General features: G+C 64.8%; 12 protein-coding genes. 1 reads left to right on the plus strand and 11 read right to left on the minus strand.

The window, feature by feature from the left end; translation table 11 throughout:
- The 10 genes from ABSG20_RS17595 to ABSG20_RS17640 form a co-directional block, all read right to left on the minus strand.
- On the minus strand, nt 1–1,019 hold a 1,019-nt coding region (locus tag ABSG20_RS17595), incomplete at its 3' end, for a Gfo/Idh/MocA family protein (protein ID WP_423865788.1).
- Entirely contained in the window at nt 1,016–2,074 is a 1,059-nt protein-coding gene (locus tag ABSG20_RS17600) for a sugar phosphate isomerase/epimerase family protein (protein ID WP_423865789.1), read from the minus strand. The genes ABSG20_RS17595 and ABSG20_RS17600, both read right to left, overlap by 4 nt.
- Nucleotides 2,075–2,089: 15 nt before the next feature.
- The gene (locus tag ABSG20_RS17605) at nt 2,090–2,986 is read right to left on the minus strand and encodes a sugar phosphate isomerase/epimerase family protein (RefSeq protein WP_423865790.1); all 897 of its coding nucleotides are present in this window, start codon (nt 2,984–2,986) and stop codon (nt 2,090–2,092) included.
- Nucleotides 2,983–4,020 carry a Gfo/Idh/MocA family protein gene (locus ABSG20_RS17610; protein ID WP_423865791.1) on the minus strand — a complete coding sequence of 346 codons (1,038 nt, stop codon included), beginning with the start codon at nt 4,018–4,020 and terminating at the stop codon, nt 2,983–2,985. The genes ABSG20_RS17605 and ABSG20_RS17610 overlap by 4 nt, the downstream gene beginning before the upstream one ends.
- Nucleotides 4,017–4,829, minus strand: coding sequence for a carbohydrate ABC transporter permease (locus ABSG20_RS17615; RefSeq protein WP_423865792.1), 813 nt, complete (start codon nt 4,827–4,829; stop codon nt 4,017–4,019). The genes ABSG20_RS17610 and ABSG20_RS17615 overlap by 4 nt, the downstream gene beginning before the upstream one ends.
- Nucleotides 4,829–5,743 carry a carbohydrate ABC transporter permease gene (locus ABSG20_RS17620; protein ID WP_423865793.1) on the minus strand — a complete coding sequence of 305 codons (915 nt, stop codon included), beginning with the start codon at nt 5,741–5,743 and terminating at the stop codon, nt 4,829–4,831. The genes ABSG20_RS17615 and ABSG20_RS17620 overlap by 1 nt, the downstream gene beginning before the upstream one ends.
- 6 nt (nt 5,744–5,749) lie before the next feature.
- Nucleotides 5,750–6,991: an extracellular solute-binding protein gene (locus tag ABSG20_RS17625; RefSeq protein ID WP_423865794.1), complete on the minus strand. Its 1,242-nt coding sequence runs from the start codon at nt 6,989–6,991 to the stop codon at nt 5,750–5,752.
- Between the two features lie 35 nt (nt 6,992–7,026).
- Nucleotides 7,027–8,082 carry an ABC transporter ATP-binding protein gene (locus tag ABSG20_RS17630; RefSeq protein WP_423865795.1) on the minus strand — a complete coding sequence of 352 codons (1,056 nt, stop codon included), beginning with the start codon at nt 8,080–8,082 and terminating at the stop codon, nt 7,027–7,029.
- A gap of 73 nt (nt 8,083–8,155) precedes the next feature.
- Nucleotides 8,156–9,193 carry a LacI family DNA-binding transcriptional regulator gene (locus tag ABSG20_RS17635; protein ID WP_423865798.1) on the minus strand — a complete coding sequence of 346 codons (1,038 nt, stop codon included), beginning with the start codon at nt 9,191–9,193 and terminating at the stop codon, nt 8,156–8,158.
- Nucleotides 9,194–9,265: 72 nt separating this feature from the next.
- Entirely contained in the window at nt 9,266–9,775 is a 510-nt protein-coding gene (locus ABSG20_RS17640; RefSeq protein WP_423865796.1) for a winged helix-turn-helix transcriptional regulator, read from the minus strand.
- A gap of 531 nt (nt 9,776–10,306) precedes the next feature.
- On the opposite strand from ABSG20_RS17640, the gene ABSG20_RS17645 reads away from it, so the two are divergent.
- Nucleotides 10,307–11,506: a CaiB/BaiF CoA transferase family protein gene (locus ABSG20_RS17645; RefSeq protein WP_423865797.1), complete on the plus strand. Its 1,200-nt coding sequence runs from the start codon at nt 10,307–10,309 to the stop codon at nt 11,504–11,506.
- 46 nt (nt 11,507–11,552) lie between these two features.
- Here the strand turns inward: ABSG20_RS17645 and ABSG20_RS17650 are convergent, their stop codons facing one another.
- Entirely contained in the window at nt 11,553–12,230 is a 678-nt protein-coding gene (locus ABSG20_RS17650; RefSeq protein WP_423865799.1) for a glutathione S-transferase family protein, read from the minus strand.
- Nucleotides 12,231–12,236 lie beyond the last annotated feature (6 nt).

The raw sequence follows: 12,236 nt of genomic DNA on the forward strand, positions 1-12,236 counted from the left end.
CGCCGCGCGACGATCTGCTCGGCGATGTCGCGGTAGAGCTGCGCGAACGCCTCCAGATAGCCTTCCGGGTGACCCGACGGGATGCGGCTGGCGTGAGCTGCGACCGCGCTCGCGCCGGCGCCGGCGCGGCGGATCAGCCGCGGCGGTTCGCCGAGCGGCGTGAACAGGAGTGCATTGGGCTCTTCCTGCGACCAGTCCAGCCCGGCCTTGTCGCCATAGACACGCAATCTCAGGGCGTTTTCATTTCCTGGCGCAACCTGAGATGCCCACAACATTCCGCGCGTAAAGCCGGAAAAACGCAGCAGCATCTGGGCGTTATCGTCAACGGGTCTCCCGTCGACGAACCGGGTCAGCTCCGCCGCCAGGCTCTCGCAGCGGAGCGAAGTGACGAACTCCGCCAGATGGAAGGCATGGGTGCCGATGTCGCCGGTGCAACCGGCTGCGCCGCTGCGGGCCGGATCGGTGCGCCAGGCGGCCTGCTTCTGGCCGGTTTGCTCGAGCCGCGTTGTCAACCAGTCCTGCGGATATTCGACCTGGATCACCCTGATCGTCCCCAGCGCGCCGCTCGCCACCATCTCCCGCGCCTGCCGCACCAGCGGGTAGCCGGTATAGTTATGCGTCAGCGCGAAGACGCAGCCGCTGTCCGCCACGGCCGAGGCGAGCGTCAATGCGTCTTCGAGCCGGTGGGTCAGCGGCTTGTCGCAGATCACGTGGATGCCGCGCGCGAGGAAGGCTTGGGCCGGGGCGAAGTGCATGTGGTTGGGTGTCACGATCGCCACCACCTCGATGCCATCAGGCCGGGCCGCCTCGCGCTCGGCCATCTCTTCGAAGTCAGCATAGCTGCGTCCGGATTCGATATGCAGCGCCGCCGCGCTGGCGTGCGCCCGCGCCGCTTCGGAGGATAACGCGCCGGCGACCAGTTCGTACTGGTCGTCGAGCCGGGCCGCGATGCGGTGCACGGCGCCGATGAAGGCGCCCTCGCCACCGCCCACCATTCCCAGACGGATGCGCTCGCTCATCGGGCCAGCCCCAACAGCTTGCGGTTGGCCGCCTGGTCGACACCGCTGGCGGCGAAATCGTCGAACGCCCTGCCGGCAACCTGGATGATGTGCGACGAGATGAACGCCGCGCCCTCCTTTGCTCCTTGCTCGCTGTCCTTGATGCAGCACTCCCATTCCAGCACCGCCCAGCCGTCGAAGCCATATTGCGTCAATCTGGAAAAGATCCCGCCGAAATCCACCTGGCCATCGCCCAGCGAGCGGAAACGGCCGGCGCGATTGAGCCACGGCTGGAATCCGGAATAGACGCCCTGCCGTCCGCTCGGATTGAACTCGGCGTCCTTGGCGTGAAACATCCTGATCCGCGGGTGATAGATGTCGATGAACTGCAGATAGTCGAGCTGCTGCAGCAGGAAGTGACTGGGATCGTAGAGAATGTTGCAGCGCGCGTGGTTGTTCACCCGCTCCAGGAACATTTCGTAGGTGATGCCGTCGTGGAGGTCTTCGCCCGGGTGGATCTCGTAGCAGACATCGACGCCGGCCTCGTCGAAGGCATTGAGGATCGGCGTCCAGCGCCGCGCCAGTTCATCGAAGGCGGTCTCTACCAGGCCAGCCGGGCGCTGCGGCCAGGGGTAGACGAAGGGCCAGGCGAGGGCGCCGGAGAAGGTGACGTGCGCCTTGAGGCCCAGATTGCGCGACGCCTTGGCGGCAAGCAGCAGCTGGTTGACCGCCCATTCCCGGCGCGCGGCCGGGTTGCCGCGGACCTCCGGCGCCGCGAAGCCGTCGAAGGCGGTGTCGTAGGCAGGGTGCACGGCGACCAGCTGGCCCTGCAGATGCGTGGACAACTCGGTGAGCTCCACGCCGGCATCCCTCAGCGTGCCCCGCACCTCGTCGCAATATCCGGTACTCTCGGCGGCGCAAGCCAGGTCGAACAGGCGCGCGTCCCAGCTCGGCAGCTGCACGCCCTTGTAGCCATGGCCAGCGGCCCAACCGGCGATGCCGGCCAGGCTGTTGAAGGGGGCGGCATCGCCGGCGAACTGGGCGAGAAAGATAGCGGGTCCCTTGATCGTTTTCATGGTTCGTCTCCCGTCTCACGGATTGGCCACGAAGGCGCCACCACGGCATTCCTTCAAGTAGTTCAGCGCGCGGACCTGACCGGTCATTTCCAGTTCGTCGCGATAGACCGGATCGTGCCAGCCTTCGATGTCGATCGAGCCCCGGTAGCCGCCGAGCCGCAGTTCGCTGATCACGTCGGTCCAGTTGGTGTCACCGAAGCCGGGCGTGCGGTGAAAGGCGAACGGCACCTTGCCGTGGATGCCATGCCTGCGCACCACGTCCCACCGCACCGTGGCGTCCTTGCCGTGGACATGGAAGATCTTCGGCATCCAGTCGAGCAGCTGCGGCATCGGGTCGATCAGGTAGAACAGCTGGTGGCACGGCTCCCACTCCAGGCCGATATTGTCGTTCGGCAGCTCGTTGAACATCATCTCCCAGGCCGCCGGGTTGTGGGCGATGTTCCAGTCTCCGGTCTCCCAGGTGCCGAGCATGGGACAATTCTCGAACGCGATCCGTACTCCCTTGTCCGCCGCCCGGCGTGCCAGCTCGCCCCAGACCTGCTTGTAGCGCGGCAGGCTCTCGGGCAACGGCCGGCCGCGCAAGCGCCCGGTGAAGCCGGCGACGACCGAGGCGCCGAACAGATGCGCGTTGTCGATCAGCGCGACCCAGGCGGCATGGGTCTCGCGATCGAGTTCGGTTTCTTCCAGCGGGTTGCCGAAGATCGCCAGCGTCGGGATGGTCACGTCGGCGTTGCCGATCGCCTCGCGCACCTCCGCGGCGAGGCGCGGCAGGTCGTGGCGCGCGTGCTGCCACCACATCAATTGCAGGCTCTCGAAGCCGTGCGGCAGGATGGCGCGGATGTAGTCGGGCGCCTCGACCCGGTTGCAGCGGACCATGGTGCCGATCCGGTTTGCCAATTGCGCGTCGGTCATCTTGTTTCTCCGTCGATGTGTACGACCCGTCCGGCCTCGGCGCTCTCGATCGCGCCGAACACCATCGCCAGGCTTTTGATGTTCTCCGCCCCGGCGGTCTCGGGCGGCTCTCCGGTCCGGATCGCCTGGACGAAATCCTCGATGATGCCGCGGTGGCCGCCGACCCGGTCGCGGGGGTCGAGTTCGGGCACGGTGACCGCCTCGCACGCCGAAAACAGCCCGGAGCCGCGCCCGGTCGCCAGCTCGGCGCGGATGTCTTGTTCGCCGTCCCACAGCAGGGTGCCGCTTGTGCCGGTGATGCGCCAGCAGCTTTCCCAGCTGGTGCGCAGGCCCTCGGCGCACCAGCTGCCGCGATAGTTGAAGACCACGCCGCTATCCATTTCGAAAACCGCGATCGCCGAGGCGTCGTGCGCGTACCAGGAGTTCTTCGGATTCCACTCGCGGCACCACACCGTCCGCGGCGCGCCGCCCGAAAACAGGCGGCCGACATCGAAGGTGTGGATCGCCATGTCGAGCAGCAGCACGTGGCGCATCTCCTCGCGGAAGCCGCCGAAATGCGGGCCGAGAAAGAAGTCGCAATAGACACCGGTGACGTCGCCGATCGCGCCCGAGCGCAGGAAGCGGGCGATGCGACGCACGCCGGGATGGTAGCGGCGGTTCTGCACCACGGCATGGACTAGCCCGGCCGCGCTGGCGGCGCGAACCAGGTCGCGCGCATGGTCCATGGTATCCGCCATCGGCTTTTCGGTGAGGATATGGCAGCCATGGTCGAGCGCCAGCGTCGCGATGCCGTGCCGGACCGAGGGGACGACGATGTCGAACACGGCATCGGGCCGCTGCTGGCGCAACATCGCCTCTAGTCCATCGCCCACCGCGGCGGCATCCAGCCCGAGTTCGGCACGCCGTTCTTGGGCCCGGGACAGCTCGGGGTCGACCAGGCCCACGATCTCGACCTCGCCGGTTTCGAGGGCGGCCTTGAGGAAGTTGGTGCTCATGCGGCCGCAGCCGGCGGCGACCACGCGAATCCTGCTCATTTCAACGCTCCCGCGGTCAAGCCGCTCACGATCCGCCGCTGCAGCAGCATGAAGATGACAATGACGGGGGTGACAAACACGCTGGCAAAGGCCATCGCGTTGGCCCAGTCCGAGTAGTCGGCGCCGACGAAACTGTACAGCCCGACCGTCGCGGGCTGCAGCGCCTTTTTGTTCAGCAAGGAAACGGGGTAGACGAACTCGCCATAGGCCAGCAGGAACACCAGCGTGCCGACCACGATGTAGCCGACCCGGGCCAGCGGCAGCGTGACGCGCAGGAAAGCGAGCACCCGCGACGCGCCGTCGACCCGCGCGGCTTCCTCGAGGTCCACCGGCACCTGGGCGAAGCTCGTGCGCAGCATCACCACCGCGAATGGCAGCGTCTTGGTCGTCGTCGCCAGGATGACGGCGAGCAGGGTGTTGATCAGGTCGATCTGGCGGAAGATGACGAACATCGGCGTCACCAATAGCGGCGGCGGCAGCACCTGCGACAGCATGACCCCGACCAGCATGACGTCCATCCAGATCGAGCGCACGCGCGCCAGCGAATAGGCAGCGCCGGTGGCCAACAGCAGCGTCAGCAACGTGACGCCGCTGGAAAGCAGCAGGCTGTTCCAAAGATATTGCGCGACGTTTTCCCGCTCGAAGATCCAGCGGAACGCGGCAAGCGTCGGCGCGTGCGGTATCAGCGTCGGCGGATTGGCGTTCAGCTCGTCGGATAGTTTCAGCGCGGAGGCGTACATCCAGTAGACCGGGAACAGGTAGAAACCGGAGACGATGGCCGCGACGGCGAACAGAAGGGATTTGCGCATCAGCTCAGCTGCTCCGCCCGGACGCTGCGCACATAGATCAGCGCCACGATGAAAACGACGACGAGCATCATGGTCGACACCGCGGCGCCGCCGCCGAAGTCGAACAGTTCGAACGACAGCCGGTAGGCCCAGACCGGGAAGATGTTGCTGGAGTCGACGGGCCCGCCATGGGTCATGGTCCAGATCAGGTCGAAGGCGCGCATGGTGTAGATCGTCGACAGCGCCAGCAGCGCGTAGATGGTCGGTCGCAGCAGCGGCAGCGTGATGGCGAAGAAGCGGCGCAGCGGCCCGGCGCCGTCCAGCGCCGCCGCCTCGTAGATGTCGCGGGGCACCCCGGCAAGACCCGCCGACAGCAGGATCATGTTGAACGGCACGCCGAACCACACATTGGCCATGGTGACGCCGATCAGCGACGTCGCCGGGTCCGACAGCCAGTAGACCGGACCGGAGGTCAGGCCGAGCCCGTGCAGCGCGTAGTTGATAATGCCGTTGTCGGACGCCAGCAGCCACTTCCACACCGCCCCGATCACCAGCGGCGGCAGGATCCACCCCGCCAGAATCAAGCCGCGGAAGAAACTCGCTCCGGGAAACGGCTGCTGGAAGAACAGCGCCAGGGCCAGTCCCCCCAGGAACTGCAAGGCCACGTTGCCGACCACGAACAGCAGCGTGTTTTGCACCACCATCGCGAACAGCGGATCGGCAACCAGCTTGGCGTAATTGTCCAGCCCGACGAACGGCCGGACCAGGAAGCGAATGTTGCCGAGCGTCACGTGCTGCACGCTCATGATCAGGTTGTAGATGACGGGATAGCCGACGAAGAACGCCAGATAGAGCGCGCTGAAGCCGACCATCAGTGGCCACAACGCCTCCGAATCCAGGGCACGTTCCAGTTGGCGCCGCCGATGGTCGCGCATCGAAGGCTACAGTCCGGCGATCGGAGTGCGCTCGAGGATCGGGTTGATCACGAGCGACGCCTTCTTCAACGCGGCGTCGGGCGGCGACCGTCCCGTCAGCGCCTCCTGGATCGCGGTCTGCATCGCCGCCGAGATATCGGGCCAGCGCGGATGCGGGCCGCGTGGCCTGGCCACCTCCATCTGCTTGCGGAAGGTAGCGTAGGCCTCCGGCATGACGGGCGATTCGACCTGCAACGTCGTTACCGGCGCCAGCCGGCCGCCGCTCCAGGATTGCTGCATCTGAGCCGGTTCGGACATGAACTCGATCACCTTGAAGGCGGCTTCCTTGTTGCGCGCGCCCTTCGGCACGCCCCAGACATAGCCGCCCAGCGCGGAGGCCTCGATGTCCTTGCCCTCGCGGTGCGGCAGCGTGGCGACGCGCCAGTTGAACTTCACGTCCTTCATCCGCTGCAGCTCCCACGGCCCGCTGATCACCATCGCCGAGCCGCCGGCGAGCCAGGAACTCGTCATCTCGAACTGGCGCTTCACCAGCACATCGCGGGACGCCAGGCCCTTGGCGACGAAATCGGTCCACAGCTGCAGCGCTGCGACCGCGTCCGGCGAAGTCAGCGTCTTGAGGCTGGCGCCGGACTGCTGCAGGAACGGCAGGAACTGGAACGTGCCCTCCTCGCTCTGCAGCGCGCAGAAGGCGGTGCCGAACACGCCTTTGTCCTTGTCGGTCAGAACCTCGGCGGCGTGGTGCAGTTCGGCCCAGGTCCGCGGCGGCTTGTCGGGATCGAGCCCTTTGGCCTTGAACATGTCGGCATTGTAGTAGAGTGCGAGCGTATTGGCCTCGCCGGGGACGGCATATTGCTTGCCGTTCCACAGCGTGGTGCCCCAGCTGCCGGCATAATACTGGTCGGCCTTGATCACGCGCGACGCGCGCACCAGGTCCGACAGCTCTTCCAGCGCGTCCTGGGTCGCGAAGCTGGCGACCACGGGGTTGTCGATGGTGATCAGATCCGGCACGTCGCCGGTGGCGATGCCCTTGATGAGCTGCTGCGACAACTGTCCGAACGGTACGAACTTCTGGTCGATCTGCTGGGCCTGGGTTTCGTTCCAGCGCTTGATGTTCTTGAGGCCGGGTTCGGTCTCGGCCCCGAAGATGTGCCACATCGTGATTGCTTCGGCGGCCTGTGCCGGCCACCGCGCGCCCAGGACGGCGAGCGCGCCCAATGCGGCGGTACCCTTCAGGAAGTCCCTTCTCATTGCCATTACCCTTTGTTGTGGCGGCCTTTATCTTCTCAGTCGATGAGCGTTCGCCCGGTGGTGGTGTCGAAGGCGTGCAGCTTGCCGGTATTGAAGGCCAGACGGATCGGCGTGCCTGGCGCGGCGCGGTACCGCTCGCGCACGCTTGCCGTGACCTGAACGCCCGCGAAGCGGCATAGGAGCAGCGTATCGACGCCGGTCGGCTCGACATCGACGACCTCCGCGGCGATGCCATAGGCGGCGGGGTGAATGTCCTCAGGCCGAATTCCCAGCGTGACCGCCTGGCCATCGACCGCCATGGAAGCCGGGAACGGCAGCCAGCTGCCGTCCTGCAGACCTAAATGGCCGTCGTGCAGGATTCCGGAGATCAGGTTCATTGAAGGCGAGCCGATGAATCCCGCAACGAACAGCGTCGCCGGCCGATCGTACAGCATCTCCGGCGTGCCCTGCTGCTCGATCCGCCCCTGGTTCATGACCACGATCCGGTCGGCCATCGTCATCGCCTCGACCTGATCGTGCGTCACATAGATGCTGGTGCTGCCAAGGCGGCGGTGCAGCGCCTTGATCTCGGCCCGCATCTGGACCCGCAGTTTGGCGTCGAGGTTCGAGAGCGGCTCGTCGAACAGGAACAGCCTGGGATTTCGCACCATGGCGCGCCCCATCGCCACGCGCTGGCGTTGCCCGCCGGAGAGCTGTCCCGGCCGGCGTTTCAGAAGCTGATCGAGGTTCAGCACGGCGGCCGCCCGTTGCACTGCGGCCTCGATCTTGTCGGCCATGACGTGGCGCATCCGAAGCCCGAAGCTGATATTGTCCGCGACCGTCATATGCGGGTAGAGAGCGTAGCTCTGGAACACCATGGCGACGTCCCGATGCATCGGGGCGACATCGTTGACCCGCTCGCTTCCGATCGAGATGTCGCCGCCGCTGATCTTCTCCAGGCCGGCGATCATCCGCAGCAAGGTCGACTTGCCGCACCCGGAAGGGCCGACCAGGGTGATAAACTCGCGGTCCGCCACGTCGAGGTCGATGTCGCGGATGATGCGCAGCGGGCCATAGTCCTTTCGCACGCCGCGAATGGTCACGGACGCCATATCAGGCCCCGGTCCGGGGCCGTTCGGTCGCAACAGTCATGAACGTTCTCCCTGGCGCCGTCCGTTGTCCGGTTCACGGCATGTTGTCGCGGATGAAGATGTCGATGCGGATGCGCTCCTGGTCCGGCACCAGCGTCTCCTTCAGGCAGTGCGCCAGCAGCACCCGCGCTGCCGAGCGCACCTCATGCCCGGCGTCCTGGTTGATGCAGGCGTCCATGGTGCCCCGTAGCAGCAGGCCTCGGGTGCTGTTGGTCAGTTCGTGCCCGACGAAGACGATGTCACGCGCACGGCCGCTAGCCTCGAGCGCCGCCGCGATGCCGCGGTTGCCGGCGCCGATGTTGTAGATGCCGAGCAGGTCCGGCACCTCGTGCAGCATCCGGCCCATGATCGCTTCGTTGCGGGCGTTGTCGTCGCGGCCCTCGCGCGCCGGCAGCAGCGCCAAATTGGGATGCTCGCCGCTGACCGCCTGAGCGAAGCCGAAATGCCGGTCGGAATGGTCGCGCAGCGCCATCGACCCGGCGATTACCCCGACCTGGCCGCTCCGCCCCCCGAGAAAACGCCCCATCAGCGTGCCCGCGGTTCGCCCGGCTGCGGCGTTGTCGATGCCGACATAGCGCAGTCGCTGCGCCGCCGGAGCATCGGAGACCAGCGTGACGACCGCAACGCCCTTGGCTGCCAGTTCGTCGAGCGCCGCCCGCACCCGAGGATGGTCGAGCGCCACGGCGGCGATTCCCTGATATTGGCGGCCCGCGCTCTCCAGCGCCTGGGCCAGCACCTCGGGGTCGAACACGTCCACCAGGATGGTATCGACATGGGCTTTCTGTCTGGCAAGCCAGTCCGCCGTGACACGCACCTGCTCCGACAACAGGTCGACAAAAGCGTTCGTTCCTTTCGGCAGGATGAAGCACAGTTTGACGGTCAAATTTCTCGCCAGCCTGGCAGCGGCGGGATCGGGATGGTACCGGAGTTGGGCGATTGCGGCCTCGACGCGCGCGGTCGTGCGGCTATGGACGCCGGGTCGGCGATTGACGACGCGGTCGACAGTAGCCAGCGAAACACCCGCTTGCTGCGCCACTTCCACCAGCGTCACTTTTTCAAGCCCGGCTCCCATAGCCATCAATATCCCATCAAAATCTGAGGTTCGCAACTCATTTTTTGAGGTACTGAAGTCAATGATGCAAAGTCAAGCGGCCCTTTTGGGGGGCTTGGGCTTGGCGGACATTTCGCTTTTTGACACGACCGGGCGCGCGCCGGGGCCCGGATGGGTATGAACTTCCTTGGCCAAAAGCGGCTCATTGCACTCGGAGCACACCATCACCGGGTCGAACATCTTTCCGCACTTGCGATGTTCATGAACCAGGGGCCGTCCGCGTTCGTCGACCATGTGGGTGTCGCCCCAATGGACCAGCGCCATCATGACCGGATACAGGTCAAGGCCTTTTTGAGTGAGGATGTATTCGTGCCGTTTGGGCGATTCCTGATAGGGAATGCGGCGCAGAACGCCCTGCCGAACCAGCTTCTTCAGCCGTTCGGCGAGCAGATGGCGCGTGATCCCGAGCGCGGATTGAAATCCCTCGAACCGCCGCGTGCGCAGGAAGCATTCGCGCAGGATCAAAAGCGTCCAGCGATCGCCGATCACGCCTATTGTTCGAGCCAGCGAACATGGCTCTTCCTCAAGGGCATCCCACTTCATTCCTGTATTCCTGTTCTCCAGCGACCATGACATGCCGACGATCCGCTCGTAGCGGTGAGGGAAGACCGGCGCCGGCCATTCTAAATAGGCACTCAGGACGAAACAATCACCCCGGGAGCGCTGCCCAGCTCAACAATTGTAATCAAAACGAGCGGGATTTGACAGTTCGTTTTTAGAACTGTATGAATAGTCCATGGCCAAAGGGCGGCCCGTTAGCGGCTGACGGATTTGCGACCGCATGGTGGGTGCGCCGAAGGAGGAGCGTGACTGATCACTTGTAGGATGGGTAGAGTGACCAGATCGGACGCCTGTCCGAACTGGTCACGAAACCCATCGCAGCGGCGGAATTGGTGGGTTTCGCGAAGAGCTCAACCCACCCTACGAAATCGGCTTATTATGATTCGCATCAAAGAAACGCTGTATAGGATCGGGGACATCGGCCGGGGAATCTCAAGCCGGTGTCCATGAGCTGGACGACGAGAATGGATTGTCGTCGGGCCCGGCGGTGTAGGTAAACTCACGGAGGATGTCATGCCCGGCCCACTCAGCGGAGTTCGCGTACTCGACCTGACCGGCGTGGTGTCGGGTCCATTCGCGACCATGTTTCTGGCGGACCAGGGCGCCGACGTGCTCAAGATCGAACCGATCGGCGGCGACATCACGCGCCGCAGCCGCGCCATTATCGACAAGGACGGAGAATTTTCGGCACTGTTTATCTCTTCGAACCGTGGCAAACGCTCGTTGTCGATCGACGTAAAGAGCGGGGTCGGCCGCGAGGTTCTCGCCAAGCTGGTCGCGCAGGCCGATGTCCTGGTGCAGAACTTCCGGCCTGGCACCATGGAGCGGCTCGGCCTCGGCGCCGATGAATTGCGCCAGCGCCATCCGCGCCTGATCTATGTGTCGATCAGCGGCGTCGGCGAAACCGGACCTTATGTGAAGAAGCGGGTTTACGATCCGATCATCCAGGGCCTGTCGGGCTTCGCCGATATTCAGTCGCAGCCGGTGACCAATCGTCCGCAAATGATCCGCACCATCGTGTGCGACAAGACCACGGCTGTCTTCACTGCCCAAGCGGTGTCGTCGGCTCTTTACGCGCGCGAGAAAACCGGGCAGGGCGATCACATTCGGGTCGCGATGCTCGATGCCATGATTTCATACCTTTGGCCCGAAGGCATGATGCAATATACGGTGGTGGGAGCGGAAGCGACGAGCGCCGATCCGAACGACCGTCCGGATCTCGTGTTCAAGACCAGTGACGGCTACATCACCGCAGGCACCATCTCGGATTCCGAGTGGCAAGGCTTCTGCCGGGCGTCGGGCGATCCCGAGCTTGCCCGGGATCCGCGGTTTGCAACGCCGTCGGCGCGTTCGGTGAACGCCACGGCCCGCATCAACAAGATGGCGGAATATATCGGCCAGCATACTACCGCGGAATGGCTGGAGCGGCTCGATGCCGCCGACGTTCCCTGCGCGCCGATCCTGCGCCGCGGCGAGATCATCCATAACGAGCAGGTCGTCGCGCGCGACATCATCGCGGAGTTCGATCAGCCAATGGTCGGACGTGTGCGGCAGCCGAAGCCTGCGGCCCGGTTTGAAATCAACGAGGCTGCGATCGGAGGACCAGCCCCCCGCGTCGGCCAGCACTCCCGCGATGTGTTGCGCGAGTTGGGGTATGACGATGGCGAGATCGAAATAATGGTTGCTGAACGCGCCGTGCGCATAGCCGTTTGAGACGAGCCCGCGCCAAGCGTATGCTACACGCATGAAAGACGCAGCGTCAGCTTTTCTGCGGCACGGGGGTGACCGGCGCAAGCGGGACGTTCGCCGCCTTGGCGAGTTGATAGGCGGGGCGCGCCTGGAGGCGCGTCAGATATGGGCGTGCGTTATCGCAAATCCCGACACCGTACGCGATCGCCCAATCCAGGCATGTCGTGAGCAGAATGTCGGCACTGGTGAATTTATCACCCATGAGGAACTGCCGGCCATCCGAAAGCGCGACCTCGACGTGCCGGAGTTGCTCGCGAAAATATTCGGCCGCCTTGGCAACGACCTCGGGCGCAATCCCATAGATCGGACCGAGCGCATCGGCTCGATGGCGACGCATCACGTAGAGGCTTGTCGAATCCAGCTCGGCGACGACGAAAAAGCACCACTCCAGCCAAGCCGCGTATTCGCGCGGCATTTCCGGAATCAAGGAGCGCTCCGGCGTCGAATAGATGCGGGAAAGATAGGCAACGATCGCGGCGCTCTCGCCAATGCAGAAGTCACCGTCCTGCAGCAGAGGGATCTTTTGACGGGGGTTAAGTTCGGTGTATTCCGCAGTTTTGGTCTCGCCGGTCCGCGGTCCGATTGGCTTGATCTTGTACGACAAGCCCAATTCGTGCATGGCCCAATGCGGCCGAATCGTGCGGCTGGTTCCTACTCCCCACAGGGTCAGGTCCGGGGTGGCGTCCATCTTACC

Origin of the sequence: Bradyrhizobium sp. (assembly GCF_049512235.1) — a bacterium.
Taxonomy (GTDB): Bacteria; Pseudomonadota; Alphaproteobacteria; order Rhizobiales; family Xanthobacteraceae; genus Bradyrhizobium.

Bases quoted from the DNA above. Each gene is read 5' to 3' on its own strand.
- ABSG20_RS17645 (WP_423865797.1), top strand. From the start codon at position 10,307: ATGCCCGGCCCACTCAGCGGAGTTCGCGTACTCGACCTGACCGGCGTG.
- ABSG20_RS17610 (WP_423865791.1), bottom strand. From the start codon at position 4,020: ATGAGCAGGATTCGCGTGGTCGCCGCCGGCTGCGGCCGCATGAGCACC.
- ABSG20_RS17605 (WP_423865790.1), bottom strand. From the start codon at position 2,986: ATGACCGACGCGCAATTGGCAAACCGGATCGGCACCATGGTCCGCTGC.
- ABSG20_RS17640 (WP_423865796.1), bottom strand. From the start codon at position 9,775: ATGAAGTGGGATGCCCTTGAGGAAGAGCCATGTTCGCTGGCTCGAACA.
- ABSG20_RS17600 (WP_423865789.1), bottom strand. From the start codon at position 2,074: ATGAAAACGATCAAGGGACCCGCTATCTTTCTCGCCCAGTTCGCCGGC.
- ABSG20_RS17625 (WP_423865794.1), bottom strand. From the start codon at position 6,991: ATGAGAAGGGACTTCCTGAAGGGTACCGCCGCATTGGGCGCGCTCGCC.
- ABSG20_RS17635 (WP_423865798.1), bottom strand. From the start codon at position 9,193: ATGGGAGCCGGGCTTGAAAAAGTGACGCTGGTGGAAGTGGCGCAGCAA.
- ABSG20_RS17650 (WP_423865799.1), bottom strand. From the start codon at position 12,230: ATGGACGCCACCCCGGACCTGACCCTGTGGGGAGTAGGAACCAGCCGC.
- ABSG20_RS17620 (WP_423865793.1), bottom strand. From the start codon at position 5,743: ATGCGCGACCATCGGCGGCGCCAACTGGAACGTGCCCTGGATTCGGAG.
- ABSG20_RS17630 (WP_423865795.1), bottom strand. From the start codon at position 8,082: ATGGCGTCCGTGACCATTCGCGGCGTGCGAAAGGACTATGGCCCGCTG.
- ABSG20_RS17615 (WP_423865792.1), bottom strand. From the start codon at position 4,829: ATGCGCAAATCCCTTCTGTTCGCCGTCGCGGCCATCGTCTCCGGTTTC.